Consider the following 16,374-nt stretch of genomic DNA (forward strand, 5'->3'; position numbering starts at 1 on the left):
GCCGGCTCAGGCCCGGCCCGGCGGACCTCCTAGAGCCTCTCGAAACCGCGCATCCGCTCCCAGTCCGTGACCGCCCGCTCGAAGGCCGACAGCTCCGTGCGGGCCGCCTGGGCGTAGTGGGCGACCACCTGCTCGCCGAAGACCTCGGCCGCGATCTCGCTGGTCTCCCAGCGGTGCAGGGCCTCGGCGAGGGTGGTGGGCAGGCGCGGGACGGACGCGTCGGCCAGCGCGTTGGCGGTGTGCGGGGCGGGCAGCGGGAGGCGGTGCTCGATGCCGTACAGCCCCGCGGCGACCGCGGCGGCGACGGCGAGGTACGGGTTGGCGTCGCCGCCCGGCACCCGGTGCTCGATGCGCAGCGACGGGCCCGAGCCGACGACGCGGACCGGGCAGGTGCGGTTGTCGCGGCCCCAGGTGATGCCGGTGGGGGCGAACGCGCCGGGCTGGAGGCGCTTGTAGGAGTTGACGTTGGGCGCCATCAGGAGGGCGAAGTCGGGCAGGCAGGCGAGCTGCCCGGCCACGAAGTGGCGCATCAGCTCCGACATGCCGTCCCCGGCGCCGGCGTCGGCGAGGACGGCCGAGCCGTCCGTGCCGCGCAGGGACAGGTGGATGTGGCAGGAGTTGCCCTCGCCCTCGTCGAACTTGGGCATGAAGGTGAGCGCGGCGCCCTCGGCGGCGGCGATCTGCTTGGCGCCGTTCTTGAAGAAGACGTGGTTGTCGCAGGTGGCCATCGCCTCGGCGTAGCGGAAGACGATCTCGTACTGGCCCGGGTGGCACTCCGCGCGGGCCGTCTCCATGGCCAGCCCGGCGCGCACCATCTCGCGGCGGATGCGGCGCACGACCGGCTCGATGCCCTCCAGGCCCTGGAGGGAGTAGTCCACGTTGTAGCGGGTGGCGGGCCGCAGGCCGGTGTAGCGGCGCTCCCACGCCTCGCGGTAGGACTCGCCGAAGACCAGGAACTCCAGCTCCGTACCGGCGTACGCGGCCAGGCCCCGCTCGGCCAGCTTGTCGAGCTGGGCGCGCAGCACCCGGCGGGGGGCCACCGCGACCGGCTCCCCGTCCGGCCAGACGGCGTCGGCGAGGACGAGGGCGGTGCCGTCGTCCCAGGGCAGACAGGTGCGCAGGGTGGCCGGGTCGGGGCGCAGGACGAAGTCGCCGAAGCCGCTGTTCCAGGCGTCGATGGCGTAGCCGGGGCCGGTGTCCATCTCCACGTCGGAGGCGAGCAGGTAGACGCAGGCGCCGAAGCCCTGCCGTGCGGCCTCCTCCAGGAAGTAGGGGACGGACAGCCGGCTGCCCATCAGGCGGCCCTGGAGGTCGGGGACGGCGACGACCACTTCCTCGATCCGGCCCGCCGCGGCCTCGGCGCGCAGCCGGTCGTACGCGTTCCCGGACGCTCCGGCGGTCACCTCGGTGGTCGTCCCGGCGGTCACTTCGCCTCCCCGTGCCCGGCCGCGGCGGTGGTGTCGGCGGTCGCGGTGGCCAGGGGGTTGGCGACGGTGCCGTGGACGACGTCGAAGCCCTCGTCGCGCTCGGCGCGGTCGTGGAAGCCGCCGCCCAGGAGCTGTTCGCGGTTGAGGGCGACCCGGTCGAAGACGGGCGCGAACAGGCCGAACTCCTCGAAGCGGTCGGACAGTTCGGGGAAGCGGGCGTGGTAGCGCTCGATCTCGGCGCGCACCAGGGACCAGAACTCCGCCTCGGGGACGCCCAGGTGCTTCTCGGCCAGGGGCGCGAAGAAGCGGAAGTGCCCGGCGAAGACCGCGCTCAGCAGCGAGTGCGCCAGCTCGTGCGCGGGCCAGCGCAGCAGTACGGCGTCGGCGCGCTCCGAGAGCCCGGCGTACTCGGGGTGGCTGCCGGGAAGCAGGTTGACGTCCTCGGCGAAGTCCTTGAGCGCGATGCCGACGGGCACCTCGGCGGCGTCGTAGAGGACGACGGTGTTCTCGCCGTGCGGGCAGTACGCGACGCCGTAGCGGTAGAGGTAGTGCAGCAGACCGGGCAGCAGGGCCGAGAAGAAGCGGGCCAGCCAGGCGCGCGGGGCCAGGCCGGAACGTTCCACCAGCTCGGCCACCAGCGCCCGCCCGTCCGAGCCCACCTTCAGCAGGGCGGCCATGGTGCGGGCCTTCTCGCCGTCGCGCAGCAGCGCGGCCACCGGCTCGCGCCACACCGCGCCCAGCAGCTCGTGGTAGCGGTAGGGGGCGTCCTTGACCGACTCGTACAGCGGGTGGTGCACGGCCACGGAGGCCACCTCGCCCAGCGGGTGGAAGCGCAGCTCGTCGCGGAGGTACGGGTCGGCGTCCCGCAGCGCGTGCAGCCAGGCGCTGACGTCGGGCGCGGCCTTGGTCGGCTCCGTGGACAGCCCGCGCCACACCAGCGTGTTGCGGATCAGCAGCGGCACCTTGACGTTGCGGCGGCCGGGGTGGTCGAGGTTGGCCAGGGTGCGGATGGACTGCAGGGGGCGGTAGCGGTCCGGGCCCTCGCCGAGGGGGACGATCCGGCCGTCGGCGAGGTAGGGGGCGAAGAGGGTCTCGACGGCCTCGTCCCAGTGGAAGGGGTGCACCGGCAGCCAGACGTACTCCTCGGGCCGGTGGCCGCTCGCGGCGCAGGCGTCGGCCAGCGCGGCGGCGAACCGCCCGCGGGTGGCGGCGTCCAGCTCCTCGGCCAGCAGGGTGTCGGCGTCCAGGCCGGGCACGCCCGCGTACGCCGCCAGGCCGGTGTGCACCGCGGCCCAGCGCAGCCGCACCTCGCCGGCGGCCTCGGGGGCGTACGCGGCGGCGTCGGAGGCGGAGAAGCCCAGGCGGCCCTTGTTGAGCAGCATGCAGGGGTGGCCGTCCTGGTGGGCCTCCAGGTCCAGGTGGTCCAGGTCGGCCAGGGCGGCGGCGGGCAGGTCGCGGGCTATGACCTCGGCCTCGGCGCGCCGGGTCGCGGTCAGCTCGCGCAGCACCTCGGCGGTGGTGGGGCCGTCCCAGCCGAGCACCGGGCGGGCGTCCAGCAGCAGCCGCTCGGGGCCGGGCTCCTCCTGCCCGCCGTCCTCCCCGTCGCCGGGGGCGGGGTGGCGGCGGAGGGTGCCGGGGACGAGGCGCCAGGTGCCGAAGGTGCCCCGCTCGGCGCGGAAGGTCCAGTGGACCCCGCCGCCCAGCTCCAGCCGGTAGGCGCCGGGGTCGCCGGACTCGGGCGCGGGGACGAGCAGTTCCTCGTACGCGAACTCCTCGACGGCCTTGACGAGCAGCCTGCGTCCCGCTTCCGTCCAGGCGTCGCGGGGGATGGGGGTCATCGATCGTTCTCCTTGGCGTGCGCGAGGGCGGGGACGGGCTCGGGTTCGGGCGCGGGGGCGGGCACGGTCGCGGCCTTGCGCTGTGCGGGGACGGGCGGCGGGGCCGCCCCGGCGCGGACGCGCCGCAGCGCCAGTACGGTGCCCAGCACCTGGACGGCCGCCGCGACCGCCAGCGGCAGCGCGAGGTCGGCCGAGACGGCCGCCGTGGCGGCCAGCGGCGCGGCGAGCAGCCCGGCGGAGCGGGCGGTCTCGACGGCCGTGTACGCCGGGCCGTCGGTGCCGGTGGCGCGGAACATCCGCAGCTCCACGGCGACCTGGCCCAGGCCCAGCCCGATGCCGAACAGCAGCCGCCCGCCGACCAGGGCGGGCAGCGAGGCGGACAGCGCCTGCCACAGCAGTCCGGCCGCGCCCGCCGCCAGGGCCAGCGGCAGCAGCCGGTCCCCGAACAGGTCGTGGCACCGGCGTACGGCGGGCAGCACGGCCAGCGCGGCGACGCTCGGCAGGAAGAACAGCACGGCGGAACCGGACGCCCCGCTGCCCAGCTCCTCGGCGAACTCGGTGAAGAAGGGCCGGGCCACGGCGACCGAGAAGTCGAACGCGAGGCCGAGCAGGGCGACGTGGACGAGCAGCGCCAGCCGCCCGGCGCGCTTCCGCCCGGCGGGCTCGGCGGGTCCGGCCGGCTCCGCGCGCTCCGCCGGGCCCGGCCCGGACGCCGACACGGCCCCCGCGGACGTACGGCCGCCGAGCACGCGGTGGGTGAGCACGGCGAGGACGACGTCCAGCACCGCGAACGCCGAGATGCCCAGGCGGGGGTCGGGCAGGGCCAGCACCCCGGCGCCCACCACGGTGGCGACGACGCTGGACAGGTGGAAGACGACCACGATCGAGCAGATCCCGGCCAGCCGGGACCGCTCGCCGCCGTCCCCGCCACTGCCGTCGCACTGGGCGATGAACGCCGGATAGGCCAGCAGCAGCGCGCTGTTGGTGGCCACGATGCCGGTCGACAGCGCCGTGTACGCGGCGTAGCTGGGCGCCAGGCCCAGCAGCAGGTCCAGCACGGCGGACCCGCACAGCCCGCCCAGCACGAGCTGGTGCGGCGACCACCGCCGGGCCGCCAGTCCCCACAGCGGGAGCGCGGCCAGCCCGACGATGCGGCACACCCACAGGTAGAACCCGGTCGCGCCGTGGTCCTCGATGCCGTACAGCCGCTCGAAGAGCTGCGGGAGGAAGGGCGTCAGCGCGGTCTCGGCCACCAGGTGGAGGCCGATGACCGAGATGAGGACGGCCTTGGCGTGCCGCGCCGGCCCGCTCACCGTGGCACGCCCGCCGCCTCGGCCGGGGCGTCCGGCGCGCCGAAGGTCGTCCACGCCGTCCGCTCCGGGACCTCCAGCACGGTGCGCCCCGCGACGTCGTTGAGGATCGTCGCGGCGCGCCAGGCGCCCAGCGTGAGGTCGGGCGCGCCCACGCCGTGCGTGTGCATCTCGGCGTTCTGCACGTACAGCGAGCCGGTCACGGTCGCGTCGAGCGCGACCCGGTAGGTGCCGTCGACCCGGTAGCGGCCCTTGTCGTCCCAGTCGACCAGCTTCTCCAGGGCGTCCAGGAAGGCCGGGCGCACGGCCGCGTAGCCGGTGGCCGCCACGACCGCCGAGGTGCGGACCTCGAACTCCGTGCCCTGCTGCACGTGGCGGCAGGTCAGGACGTACCCGCCACCGCCGCCGTCGCCGCCCGCGGGGCGCGCCGCGGTGACCTCCACGCCCGGGTGGAGGTCGGCGCGCGGCCGGCCGCCGCCGATGGTCCGCTCGTACAGCTCGTCGTGGATCTCGCCGAGCGTCTCCTCGCTGACGCCCTTGTAGAGCTGCCACTGCTCGCGCACCAGCCGCTCGCGGGTGGCCTCGGGCAGGCCGCGGAAGTAGCGGATGTAGTCGGGGGTGAAGTGCTCCAGGCCGATCTTGGAGTACTCCATGGGCGCGAACGCCGGGGTGCGCGCCAGCCAGCGCACGTACGGCCCGCCCCGGCCCTCGCCGTCCTGGTGCCGCAGCAGGTCGAGCATCACCTCGGCGCCGGACTGGCCCGCGCCGATCACGGTGACGTCGTCCAGCGCGGCCAGGGCGGCGCGGTGGGTGCGGTAGTCGGCGCTGTGCAGCACGCGCCCGGCGTGCTCGCCGGTGAGCAGCGGGCGCAGCGGCCCGGGCACCACCGGGACGGTGCCGACGCCCAGGACGAGCCGGCGGGCCAGCACGCGCGCCGCGCTCCCGTCCGCCGAGCGGTGGGTGACCGCGAACGCCTCGGCCGCCCCGTCCCACTCCACGGCGGTGACCTCGGCGTCGAAGCGGCAGGACGGCAGGTGCTCGGCGACCCAGCGGCAGTAGTGGTCGTACTCGCGGCGCGGGATGTGGAAGCGCTCGGAGAAGAAGAACGGGAACAGCCGCCGGTGCTCGCGCAGGTAGTTCAGGTACGACCAGCGGCTGGTGGGGTCGGCCATCGTCACCAGGTCGGCCAGGAACGGCACCTGCAGAACCGTTCCCTCCATCAGCAGGCCCGGGTGCCAGGAGAAGGCGGGCTTGCGGTCCAGGAAGAGGGTCCGCAGCCCCGGCACGCCGTCGCACAGCGCGGCCAGCGACAGGTTGAACGGGCCGATGCCGACGCCGACGAGGTCGTACACGTCGTCCACCGGAACGGAGTGATCGGTCACCGCTGTGCCTCCGCGAGGGGGTTGGGAAGGTCGATGTAGACGGACTGGGTGTGGACGTCGCCGACCAGCTCGTCGAGCCCGTCCACGCAGGTCAGGTAGTTGCCCTTGCAGCGCAGCACCGGCGCGTCCAGCAGCAGGTCCAGCAGGCCCTTGGCGCCGGGCTCGGCCGCGCGCAGCCGCTCCAGCGCGCCGCGCAGCACGCGCAGCAGGTCCTCCTCGTCGGCCAGGCCGAGCGCGCCGAAGGCGCCCACCAGACCGAGGAGGTTGTTGATGCCCAGGTAGTAGGCGACGCGCTCGTCGACGAACGCGTCGTCGAAGACCAGCTCCAGCCCCTCGGCCACGCCGGGCAGCAGCCGCTCCAGGGCGGCGGCGCGGGAGGCGGCGACGTAGTAGCCCTGGCTGTCGCGGTACCAGCCGGCGGCGGGCAGCCCGTCGCCGTCGAGGGCCACCAGGGTGTTCTGGTGGTGCGGCTCCAGGGCGATGCCGTAGCGGGCCTGGAGGCGGATCAGCGGGACGGCCAGCACGTCGAGGTAGCGGGCGAGCCAGCGCCCGGACGCCTCGGCGACCGAGGTCCCCAGGGCGCGGGCGGTGCGGGCCACGGCCTCGCACAGCAGGGCGCGGTGCTCCGGCGGGGAGCCGTCGCCCGGCCCGGTGCGCTCGGCCACCAGACCGGCCACGCACAGGGCGTCACCGGCGCCGCCGCGGAAGGGGTTGTCGCGGAGGGCCGTCTCCAGGCCGGTCTCCGCGTCGCCGGTGCCCACCGACACCCAGGCGAAGTCCCGCAGGATGCCGAACTCCGGGTGCTCGGCGCGCAGCCAGGCCGACGGACCGGGGTGCCCGGGGGAGCCCGCGGCCAGCAGCCGCGCGGCCCGTACGCCCAGGCGCATCTCGGCGCGCAGGTTGTTGCGCCGGGAGTTGGTGATCCGCATGCCGAGCGACAGTTTGAGCATCACCTCGGCGTCCGGGCGGTGCACGGTCCGCACCGAGGACGTCGGGTGCCAGGCGGGGCCGGCCGGACCCAGCGGACGCAGCAGCCCGGCCTCCAGCAGGGCGGCCACCTCCGGGCGGCCGGTCACCTCGCGGGCCTGCCAGGGGTGGACGGGCACCGGGACCATCCCGTCGGGGACGTCCGGACCGTCCGGGTCCGCGGCGAGCGCGCGCAGCAGACCGGCCACGGGCCGGCCGTCGTCCGCGCTCTCGCCGACCACCGCGTCCGGGTGCGCGGCGAACCAGTGCAGCGGGAAGGAGCCGCGCAACTCCGGCGAGTAGGAGTCCAGTTCGGCGTCGGACGCCTCCTCGCGGCTCTTGGGCGCGGGGTGGAAGGGGTGGCCCAGCAGCAGCGCCTGCTCGGCGTCCAGGAACGGCGTCGGACCGGTCGTGCCGGCGGGCTCCTGCCGCCGCCGGGCGAGGTGGACGGCGGTGCGGCGGGCGGAGTTCAGCACCCGGCCCACCGCGTCCGAGCCCAGGTGCGCGGGGTGGCCGCGGCCCAGCGTGCTCTCCCGGATCAGCGCCGCCGCGACCAGCGCGGCGTCGGCCGGGAGGCTGCCGCCCCGCTCGGAGGTGACGACGCGGACGGGACCGAAGCGGTGCCAGCCGGTCGCCGACCGGTGCCGCACCCGGGTCCGCAGCGTCAGCCCGCTGAGCGGCAGGACCAGGTGCAGCGACTGCCCGGCGGCCGGGACCTCGGTGCCGGTCTCGCGGACGTAGGCGCGCAGCAGGGTCTCCGTGGCCGCCGCGTCGCCCGCCCGCAGCGGGTCGGGGTGGTCGAGCGGGTCGCCGTCGTACGCCCGCGGCCCGTCGGCCGTCCGGCTCACAGCGCGTCCTCCTCCGCCTGGCCCGCCGCGGCGACCGCGTGCAGCAGCCGCTCGACGCCGGCGGGGGTGGTGTGCGGGTTGAGCAGGGTGAGCTTGAGGCGGACCCGGCCCGGACCCTCGCCCGGCAGCTCGGTGCGGCCGACGACCGCGCGCCCCTCGCGCAGCAGCCTGCGCCGCAGCGCGGCGTTGATCCGGTCCACCCGCTCGGGGTCGTCCGCGCCCGCGGCGGGCAGGTAGCGGAAGAGGAAGGCCGTCAGGACGGGATCGGCGTGCAGCTCCAGCCGGGGATGGGCGCGGACGGCAGCGGCCCCGGCGAGGGCCAGGTCGTGGCAGGCGTCCACCAGGCGGCCCAGTCCCTCGCGCCCCAGCGTCCGCAGGGTGACCGCGATGGAGAAGGCGTCCGCGCGCCGGGTGGTGCGCAGCGACAGGCCGAGGAGGCTGGGGTAGCCGGCCTCCTCGTCGTCCTGCGGGTTGAGGTAGACCGCGCGCCGGGCCAGGGAGGCGTACGTCTCCGCGCGCCGGACCAGGAACACGCCCGCCGCGACGGGCTGCCAGCCCAGCTTGTGCCAGTCGAGGGAGACCGAGTCGGCGAGGTGGATGCCGTCCACCAGGTGGGCGAGCCGGTCCGACAGCAGCGCGCCGCCGCCGTAGGCCGCGTCCACGTGCAGCCAGGCGCCGTGCTCGGCGGCCAGCTCCGCGCAGGCGCGCAGCGGGTCGATCGCGCCGGTGTCGGTGGTCCCGGCGGTGGCCACCACGGCGACCGGAAGTTCCTCGGCGTCCGCGCACCGCCCAAGGGCGGCGGCCAGCGCGTCCGGGTCCATGCGCAGGTCGCGGTCGACGGCGACGGGCACCACCGCGTCCTCGCCCAGACCCAGCAGGGCCGCGGCGCGCTGCACGGAGAAGTGCGCGGCGGCGGAGGCGAACACGCGCGGGCGCGGCCCGCTCCGGGGCACGCCCGCCAGCTCGACCTGCTGCCCGGCGGCGCGGCCCAGCACCCGGTCGCGGGCCAGCATCAGGCCCATCAGGTTGGACTCGGTGCCCCCGGAGGTGAGCACCCCGGCGGCCCGGTCGTCGTAGCCCACCAGCTCCGCCAGCTCGCCCAGCAGCAGCGTCTCCAGGGTGGTGGCGGCCGGGGCCTGGTCCCAGGAGTCCTGGGAGGGGTTGAGCGCGGAGACCGCCAGGTCGGCGGCGACGGCGACGGCCAGCGGGGGGCAGTGCAGGTGCGCGGCGCAGGACGGGTCGGCCGGGTCGGCGCTGCCGTGCGCCAGCAGGGCGGTCAGCCGGGACAGCGCCTCGTCGCCGCCGGCCGCGGCGTACTCCTCGGCGACGCGCCCGGCCAGCTCGCCGGGGGTGCCGGCGGGGACCGGGCCGCCGCGCCGCCCGGCGCCCTCGCCGAGGGCGTCGAGCACGGCGCGCACCAGCGGTTCCAGGGCGGCGGGGCCGTCCGTACCGCCGGACAGGGCGGTGCTCCGGCGCGGTGCGGTGGCACCGGGGGCGACGGGGGTGACGGGTGCGCCGGGAGCATCGGCGGCGCCCGCGCCCGCCCGGGGCCCGGGGACGGAAGGGGCGGACGCTCCGCCGAGCGGTCCGTCGAACGTCCCGCCGGCGTCCGCGTCCCGGCGCCCGGTCCCGGCTCCGGCCATGGCCACGCCCCCCGTCATGCCGACCACCCGGTGCCCCGGCGGCCGGTCACCTCGGCGATGGCGTCGGCCAGCCGGTCCAGTACGGCCTCGGCCTCCTCGTCGGTGATCACCAGCGGCGGCAGCAGCCGCACGGTCGAGTCGTACCGCCCGCCCAGCTCCACGATCAGCCCCCGGTCCAGGCACGCCGCCCGCACCCGGGCCGCCGTGCGCGGCGCCGCGGGCCGGGCGCCGCAGGCGTCGGGCGCGCCCTCCGGGTCGACCAGCTCGACGCCGATCATCAGGCCGCGCCCGCGGACGTCGCCGATCACGGGCAGTTCGGCGCGCAGCGCGTCCAGCCGGGCCGTCATCCGCGCGCCGACCTCGGCGGCCCGCTCCACCAGGCCCTCGCGGGCGACGTACCGCAAGGTGGCCGCACCGGCCGCCATCGCCAGGGTGTTGCCGCGGAACGTGCCGGTGTGCGCGCCCGGCAGCCAGCCGTCGTAGTCCTCGTGGTAGACGACCACCGCCAGCGGCAGGCTGCCGCCGATCGCCTTCGACATCACCATCGCGTCCGGCACGATCCCGCTGTGCTCGACGGCCCAGAAGGCGCCCGTGCGCCCCACGCCGGTCTGCACCTCGTCCACGACCAGCGGGATCTCGCGCTCGGCGGTGATCCGCCGCATCGCGCGCAGCCAGCCGTCCGGTGCGGGCACCGCGCCGCCCTCGCCCTGCACGGCCTCCAGGATCATCGCGGCGGGCGGCACCACACCGCCGTTGGGGTCGTCCAGCAGCCGCTCGGTGTAGGCGGCCGACAGCTCCGCTCCGCGCTCGCCGCCCACCCCGAACGGGCAGCGGTAGGAGTACGGGTACGGCAGCCGGGTCACGTCGGCGGCGATCCCGGGCACGGGCTGCTTGGTGGTGACGCCGCCGGAGACGGCCAGCGCGCCCGCGGTCATTCCGTGGTAGGCGCCGGTGAAGGCCAGCACGCCCCGCCGCCCGGTGGCGGTCTGCATCAGTTTCAGCGCGGCCTCCACCGCGTCCGTCCCGGCGGGCCCGCAGAAGTGGATCCGGGCGCGGTCGGCGAACGCGGGGGGCAGCGTGGCGAACAGCGCGTCGGTGAACTCGTCCTTCTCCGGCGTCGCCAGGTCCAGCACGTGCAGCGGGGCGCCGCTCTCCAGGGTCCGCCGCACGGCCTCGGTCACCACGGGGTGGTTGTGGCCCAGGGCGAGGGTGCCCGCGCCGGAGAGGCAGTCGAGGTAGCGGCGGCCGTCGGTGCCCTCGACCGTCATGCCGTGGGCGCGGGCCGGGACGATCGGGAAGGAGCGGGCGTAGGTGCGGGCCGAGGACTCCCGCTCCCGCTGGCGCCGCAGGATGGCGTCGGCCGTGGTCGCCGGCGTCGTCGCCTGGGGGGCTGCCTGGGGGGTCGCCTGAGTGGTCGCCTGGGTGGGGGACGTGGTGGACACGGTCATGTCGTGAGGCTCCGTCAGGAGGGTGGTGTCGGTACGGCCCGGTGGCCGTCCCTCGGAATGGTCAGAGCAGATGGCGTTCCGCGACGGGGTGGCCGAGGAAGCTGTGCATGGCGAACTCCCAGCCGTAGGAGCCCGCGTAGGGGAAAACGACCAGATCGCCCGCGCGGACGCGGTCCACCCGGACATCGCGCAGCAACGTGTCCTCGGGCGTGCACAGCTCGCCGACGACCGTCACGCGCTCACCGGCGGCCTCGGGGCGCGGCAGGCCGGCGGGCCAGCGCTCGACGGGCAGCACGGCGATGTTGTGCACCAGATCCCAGGACGTGGGGAGCTGGAAGTGGTTGATGCCGCCCCGCAGCACCACGAAGGCGGAACCGTAACTGTGCTTGACGTCGGTCACCTCGGCCGCGTACCAGCCGCAGTCGGCGACCAGGAAGCGGCCCGGCTCCAGGATCACCTTCACGCCGGGCGGCGGCTCGACCCGTCCGGCGAGCTCGCCGAAGCGGGCGACGTCGAAGGGCCGCTCGCCCGACAGCTCCTCGAACGCCACGCCGATGCCGCCCCCGATGTCGACGTGGCGCAGGTCGACGCCGCCCGCGTGCGCGGTCTTGACGCTCCACTCCACGCACCAGCGCAGGTACGCGGCCTGCGAGTCGGCGTCGAGGTTGTTGGAGGCGGCGTGGATGTGGAAGCCCGTCACGTCCAGCCCCGGCAGCCGCAGCGCCTCGGCCAGCACCTCCGGCACGTCGGGCTCGGGGATGCCGAACTGCGAGGCCGTACCGCCCATGTGCAGCGAGCCGGTGACGGGGATGTCGGCGGGGTTGACGCGCAGCGCCACCCGGGCGGTGGTGCCCTCGGCGACGGCGATCCGGCTGATGCGGTGGAGTTCGAGCAGGCTCTCGGCGTTGATCGCCTCGACCCCGGCCCGCACCAGGGCGGTCAGCACGGGCACGGACTTGGCGGGCCCGGCGGCGACGACGGGAGCGGGCCCGTCCCCGCCGTCCCCCTTCTCCCGGAGGTTCTCCCGGAGGGCGGCCAGTGCCAGCTCCAGCTCGGACCGGGAGGCGACCTCGAAACCGTCCACGTGCGGGGCCAGCGCCCGGACGACGCCGGGGAAGGAGTTGGCCTTCACCGCGTAGTGGACGGCCGCCCACTCCGGCAGCGCCGCGCGCAGCTCACGCGCGCGTCGGGCGGCGACCTCCCCGTCGTACAGGTAGACGGACACCGGCTCCTCGGCCTCCGCCAGCTCCAGGAGCCGCCGGCGGACCGGCTCGGGAAGCACCTCGGCCGGGTAGGCGGAGCGCGGGGCGGCGGAGGGCGGGAGAACGATGGACACGGGCTCTACCTCGGGGAGTGCGGTACGGGCGGGAGGGCGGCGCGGTCGTCCGGCGGGTCGTCCGGCGCGCGGCGCCGGCCGCCGCCTTCGCTGACGGGAGCGGTCACAACCCCCTCCGGGCACGCGTCGCCCTGGCCGCCCCGACTGGGCCGCCATCTAGTTAGGCGAGCCTAACCTAACGTCTCTTCGGGTTCTTTCCAAGTCCTGCCTCGCCGGCCGGCGAAGACGTTCGGACGCCGGCGCCGAGACTGTGCGACTCGCCCCTGAGGCCCTTGCTCTGAGAGTTGCGCCTCCGAGAACAGGGCGAGTCGTGTTGTGAGAGACGGTTCACAGGGGGCGCTCGCCAGAGTGAGCTCTTTCAGCGTGGCCGCCGATCGGGTGAGGCATCCGTACCCGCAACGCACGGGGCTCCCGTGCCGTTGAGGGAGGTGCTCGACGTCTCAACCCACCGGCACAGGATCTTCGTTGCTCCCCTGTCCTTGCCGCACGTGCTGGGCGAGTGGGTCACGATGTTCATCGTCACCCGGGAGGGTGGCCGCCGCTGTAGGCTCCCACCCCCCAGCGTGCGCTGGTCGCCTTGGTCCACCTGCGCAAGCACGACACTCTCGCGCAGATCGCCGGCTTCGGCATCTCAGTGGGCACCGCCCACGCCTACACCACCGCGGTCACCGGCTCCTCGCCGCCCGAGCCCCCTGGCCTGCTCACAGTCCTGCGCGAGCGATCCGGACTACGTGCTGCTCGACGGCACCCTCACCGAGTACGACCGCTTGGGCGACGGCCGGGCCGACTACTCCACCAAGCACCGTCGGCACGGCGTGAATGTGCAGGTCGTCACCGACCCGACCGGCCACCTGCTGTGGATCTCGCCGGCCCTGCCGGGCCGGGTGCCACGACCCGACCTCCCCAGCCTCCGGCCGAACGGTTCCCCCAGCCCGCACCCATCAGGCCATCCGGATCTGTGAGCGCCAGGGCGTGCCCGTACTGGCCGACCGTGCTTACCAGGGTGTCGGCTTCTGGGCGACCGCCGGGCGCAAGCGGCCGTCCGGCGGCGAGCTGACCCCGACTCAGCGCACGGTCAACCGCGTGCTGGCTCAGGATCGCACCCATCGAATATGGGATGGCGCGACTGAAGCCCTGGCGGATCTTCGCAGATCACGCAGCAGTCTTAAGTGAACGATGCCAAACGCCGCAGCCATTCCCACGCCGGAGAGGTAACGCTGAGAAGGCTCAGTGACAGTGCTTGGTCTTTGGGATGAGTCCCGGCTCCTTGTATGAGGCCGGATTCACGGCTGGGCGGCGGTGGATGACTCCTGCCTTGGCACTTGCCGATTCTTGGAGGGCGGCACCAGCGTGGTCGGCGCCATTCGCTTTTGTTCGCGGTGCCCCGGTGGGTAAGGCACTGGAAGGCTCCTCCGGGCCTTGCTTGGCGAGGCAGGGATCATGTGATGGAGGGCCTCGACGCTCTGGTCGGGCACCGGGTCGGACGGCGCGTGTGGCGCCGTCTCGGCGAAGACTTCTCGCCATGCGCGGTGTGGCTCGGTGTTGACCCGTCGATTGAGGATCCACAATCCGGCTCCGAGCCTACCGGTGACCGGCCGACGTCGAGGCGTGCTCCGAGAAGCGCGATCTTCGGCGCAGGTGGCGTGAACGGTGGTTCCAACGCTGTTTGTCATGAGGTTGGTGATCGCTCGCCCACGAGCATGTCGCTGCCCGTGCCTGTACGAAACCGGGTCCGTCACTGTCTGCCGCCGGGTTCAGGCTAGAACGTCGGCTTTTCTCCCCGGATTTCCCGCTCAATCTCTTGACGTTGGGCCTCGAGAAAACGGCGTGCTTCGGAAAGTTGTCTCTCGCGTTCCTCTGGCGTCATCCTCTCCCAGGATTCCCGGTAAGTTCGGACACGTTCTCCCAGCGCCTCTGCGTAAGCGGGGACCCGCATGGCTTCGCGAAGCCCCACACGGCCTGAGAGGATCTCCTTGGCCATCTCCTGTAGTACGGCTCCGGCGCCACCTTGAGCCAGTTGCTGAAGCTGCTTGCGCAACGCGCGAGCTTGAACTCGATCTCGGTTTTCATTCTGGAATTCCCGATCATCTACCTCGGGGCTGCTGGGTTCGTCTTCCCGGGACATTGAAGTTTCCTTGGTGTATCGGGTTGGGTCAAACCAATGGATTGTTGTAAGCGTGACCGGGGAGCGGAAAGTCATGAAGCTTTCCTGCCAACTCTCCGCCGACCGCCTCGATGCTTCCCATGGCTCCGTTGACGGTGATCTGGCAATTATTGATCAGCTTGGTTGCGTTTCCCCACATTTTAACGATGCTCAAAACCTCGAAAGTGGCCAGCCCGTATCCGACGGCCGCGCCCCATCCGGTCCAACTGGTCAACGTACCGGCGGCAGCCGCGATCGCCGCCGTGGCGGCGGCGTCACCGATCTGGGCGAGGATCGCACCGACTGATTCGGCCGTTGACCACACGCCGTGTGATACCACCGTGTATTTGGTGCTCAGCGTGTTCAGGTCGGACTGCAGTTCTTCGCAGCGGTCGGCCAGATTCTTGAAGTAGACGAACGCGGAGTCCGCTCCGTTGCCGTCCCAGGTGCTGTCGAGCTCTTTATTCCCCGCACGGGTGTTCTCGGCGATGTCGGCGCATAGTTTTCCGATGTTCTCCCACACCTCGGCACACTTCGCGTAGGCTTCCCAGTCGCCCGCGAAGTACTCTTTCGCCTTGTCCAGAGGATTGAAACCCGTGGATGCCGCGATGATCTCGTTCATCCAGTAGGTCGGGCTGATGAGATCGCTCGCCTTATTGAGGACTTCAAGGGGGGTCTTAAACTCGTCTGGGGTGCCGGGTGCCTTGAGGTGGCTGGTGGGCTCGACTACGTCTTTGAAGGCCATAAGATATTTCAGCGTTTCGATTTCGGCAGAAGGGCGTCCATCCGGGCTGCTTCTTCCAGGTCGGTGTTTCGGTAGTAATCCGCCGATCTGTTCAGTTCTTTGGAAGAGGCATCGAGGAGGGAGCGGAGTCGACTCAGTACTCTTTCCACGTCCCCTTTCAAAGTTCCATGGAAGTCGAACGGCCTAGTGAAGAGGCCTTGGACGGTCGATGGAACGTCGCCGTATCGATTAAGGTAATCTTTGCCCTCCTGGGCGTCGTCCCTAGCGCGAGCGATCATCCTTCCGTAATCCTTCAGGTTGTCCGGATTTACTCTAAGGGTCATGGCTCTCCGTGCGTCTTGGGCTGTTTTGGCGAGGCTTCCGGTGCTATGATGGTTCTCATGTCTGCCCCCCGGAGTCAAAGTGACCGCCGTACGGATCGGAAGAACGACCCCAACAGGTTTATCTATACCACGGGGTTGGCTGCTGGGATCATCTTCTCCTTGGGTTTTCTTGCAGCTCTACTCGGTGCTGCTTTCACTGGGGATTTCACCCTCGGCGGCCTTCTGGTGGCCGTGCTGGCCCTGGTGAGTGCCGGTTTGGGAATCGAGGGCTGGAGGCGTCGGCGAGTTGCTTTCAGCTGGGGAGCACTCGGATGGTTGCTGGCGGTGATGGCGCTGAGTCAAATCGTTTCCGGCTGATTCGCGGCTATTGGGCAAGCAGCTGATAAACGGTTCCGCCGGTGATGAGGGCACCCGGAGACATGTAAAGGATTTTTTTGCGTTTTCCGCCTCGGGTTGCCCTCTTGGTGTGTCCCACTCGTGCGCCAAGAAGCCGCGCAGTACGGCCGCGTCTTTGTCTCGGCGTTGCCAAGAGGTAACGCTCCCGCATCTCCCCAAGAGGTGCCGGGCGCCTCGCGGGTCTTGCATGGCGTGATGGTAGTCCTAGCCCTGGCAACGGCCCACCGTCCGATCACACACCGTTGTGATTCGTATGCATTCCGCAGGTGCGGTCATCATACCCGCCCCTCCGTCACAGGGCGTCACCATTCGGACATCCACCGTCCGGTTGCACCGAGCACGTCGGGACGAGGTTTCGGATCATGGCCGTCTCGGGGAGAAGCCGCGGGGAAGACGTGTCACGCTGGAAATTCGCAACGTCGACGATGACGCCGAGCGCCCCACGGTGCTCGGCGTCGTGCGTTTGTGCGGGTCCCGTACGGGTCACGGAACCGGCGGGACACAAGGAGCCGCACCGACGAGGAGAACGCGTGATCGAGAAGCTCTACGACCGGATACTGCACCGGAAC

The 16,374-nt window shown here is 72.8% G+C and carries 12 protein-coding genes and 1 pseudogene; 2 read left to right on the forward strand and 11 right to left on the reverse strand.

All coding sequences use genetic code 11. The features are described 5' to 3' along the window. Nucleotides 1–29: 29 nt before the first annotated feature. From VE546_RS27715 to VE546_RS27750, 8 genes are all read right to left on the reverse strand, one after another. On the reverse strand, nt 30–1,427 hold the full coding sequence (locus VE546_RS27715) for a glutamine synthetase family protein (RefSeq protein ID WP_414720608.1): 1,398 nt from the start codon (nt 1,425–1,427) through the stop codon (nt 30–32). After that, nucleotides 1,424–3,265 (reverse strand): IucA/IucC family protein, encoded by a 1,842-nt coding sequence (locus VE546_RS27720; RefSeq protein WP_324927231.1) that lies wholly within the window; start codon nt 3,263–3,265, stop codon nt 1,424–1,426. Before VE546_RS27720 ends, VE546_RS27715 begins: the two co-directional genes overlap by 4 nt. Continuing rightward, nucleotides 3,262–4,578 carry a hypothetical protein gene (locus VE546_RS27725; protein ID WP_324927234.1) on the reverse strand — a complete coding sequence of 439 codons (1,317 nt, stop codon included), beginning with the start codon at nt 4,576–4,578 and terminating at the stop codon, nt 3,262–3,264. Before VE546_RS27725 ends, VE546_RS27720 begins: the two co-directional genes overlap by 4 nt. Then, nucleotides 4,575–5,957 carry a lysine N(6)-hydroxylase/L-ornithine N(5)-oxygenase family protein gene (locus VE546_RS27730; RefSeq protein ID WP_324927237.1) on the reverse strand — a complete coding sequence of 461 codons (1,383 nt, stop codon included), beginning with the start codon at nt 5,955–5,957 and terminating at the stop codon, nt 4,575–4,577. Before VE546_RS27730 ends, VE546_RS27725 begins: the two co-directional genes overlap by 4 nt. Beyond that, complete coding sequence (locus VE546_RS27735; protein WP_324927239.1) at nt 5,954–7,771, reverse strand: IucA/IucC family protein; 1,818 nt, start codon at nt 7,769–7,771, stop codon at nt 5,954–5,956. The genes VE546_RS27730 and VE546_RS27735 overlap by 4 nt, the downstream gene beginning before the upstream one ends. Next, nucleotides 7,768–9,432 (reverse strand): pyridoxal phosphate-dependent decarboxylase family protein, encoded by a 1,665-nt coding sequence (locus VE546_RS27740; RefSeq protein WP_324927242.1) that lies wholly within the window; start codon nt 9,430–9,432, stop codon nt 7,768–7,770. The genes VE546_RS27735 and VE546_RS27740 overlap by 4 nt, the downstream gene beginning before the upstream one ends. Beyond that, nucleotides 9,429–10,862, reverse strand: a complete 1,434-nt coding sequence (locus VE546_RS27745) for a diaminobutyrate--2-oxoglutarate transaminase (RefSeq protein ID WP_324927245.1) — start codon at nt 10,860–10,862, stop codon at nt 9,429–9,431. The genes VE546_RS27740 and VE546_RS27745 overlap by 4 nt, the downstream gene beginning before the upstream one ends. A 61-nt stretch (nt 10,863–10,923) precedes the next feature. Beyond that, complete coding sequence (locus VE546_RS27750) at nt 10,924–12,198, reverse strand: type III PLP-dependent enzyme (RefSeq protein ID WP_324927248.1); 1,275 nt, start codon at nt 12,196–12,198, stop codon at nt 10,924–10,926. Between the two features lie 509 nt (nt 12,199–12,707). On the opposite strand from VE546_RS27750, the pseudogene VE546_RS27755 reads away from it, so the two are divergent. Beyond that, a pseudogene (locus VE546_RS27755) lies at nt 12,708–13,345 on the forward strand (transposase family protein); the annotation flags it as partial. 612 nt (nt 13,346–13,957) lie between these two features. Here the strand turns inward: VE546_RS27755 and VE546_RS27760 are convergent. From VE546_RS27760 to VE546_RS27770, 3 genes are read right to left on the reverse strand one after another with little or no spacing between them, the layout of a single operon-like run. Continuing rightward, nucleotides 13,958–14,323, reverse strand: a complete 366-nt coding sequence (locus tag VE546_RS27760) for a hypothetical protein (protein ID WP_324927251.1) — start codon at nt 14,321–14,323, stop codon at nt 13,958–13,960. Between the two features lie 28 nt (nt 14,324–14,351). After that, nucleotides 14,352–15,086, reverse strand: coding sequence for a hypothetical protein (locus tag VE546_RS27765; RefSeq protein ID WP_324927252.1), 735 nt, complete (start codon nt 15,084–15,086; stop codon nt 14,352–14,354). Nucleotides 15,087–15,094: 8 nt separating this feature from the next. Next, on the reverse strand, nt 15,095–15,409 hold the full coding sequence (locus tag VE546_RS27770; RefSeq protein WP_324927254.1) for a hypothetical protein: 315 nt from the start codon (nt 15,407–15,409) through the stop codon (nt 15,095–15,097). Nucleotides 15,410–15,466: 57 nt separating this feature from the next. On the opposite strand from VE546_RS27770, the gene VE546_RS27775 reads away from it, so the two are divergent. Continuing rightward, nucleotides 15,467–15,766: a hypothetical protein gene (locus tag VE546_RS27775; RefSeq protein ID WP_324927256.1), complete on the forward strand. Its 300-nt coding sequence runs from the start codon at nt 15,467–15,469 to the stop codon at nt 15,764–15,766. Nucleotides 15,767–16,374: the final 608 nt, after the last annotated feature.

It is taken from the genome of Streptomyces sp. (assembly GCF_035644915.1).
Lineage (GTDB): Bacteria > Actinomycetota > Actinomycetes > Streptomycetales > Streptomycetaceae > Streptomyces.

Bases quoted from the DNA above. Each gene is read 5' to 3' on its own strand.
- VE546_RS27720 (WP_324927231.1), bottom strand. From the start codon at position 3,265: ATGACCCCCATCCCCCGCGACGCCTGGACGGAAGCGGGACGCAGGCTG.
- VE546_RS27740 (WP_324927242.1), bottom strand. From the start codon at position 9,432: ATGACGGGGGGCGTGGCCATGGCCGGAGCCGGGACCGGGCGCCGGGAC.
- VE546_RS27745 (WP_324927245.1), bottom strand. From the start codon at position 10,862: ATGACCGTGTCCACCACGTCCCCCACCCAGGCGACCACTCAGGCGACC.
- VE546_RS27760 (WP_324927251.1), bottom strand. From the start codon at position 14,323: ATGTCCCGGGAAGACGAACCCAGCAGCCCCGAGGTAGATGATCGGGAA.
- VE546_RS27765 (WP_324927252.1), bottom strand. From the start codon at position 15,086: ATGGCCTTCAAAGACGTAGTCGAGCCCACCAGCCACCTCAAGGCACCC.
- VE546_RS27770 (WP_324927254.1), bottom strand. From the start codon at position 15,409: ATGACCCTTAGAGTAAATCCGGACAACCTGAAGGATTACGGAAGGATG.
- VE546_RS27775 (WP_324927256.1), top strand. From the start codon at position 15,467: ATGTCTGCCCCCCGGAGTCAAAGTGACCGCCGTACGGATCGGAAGAAC.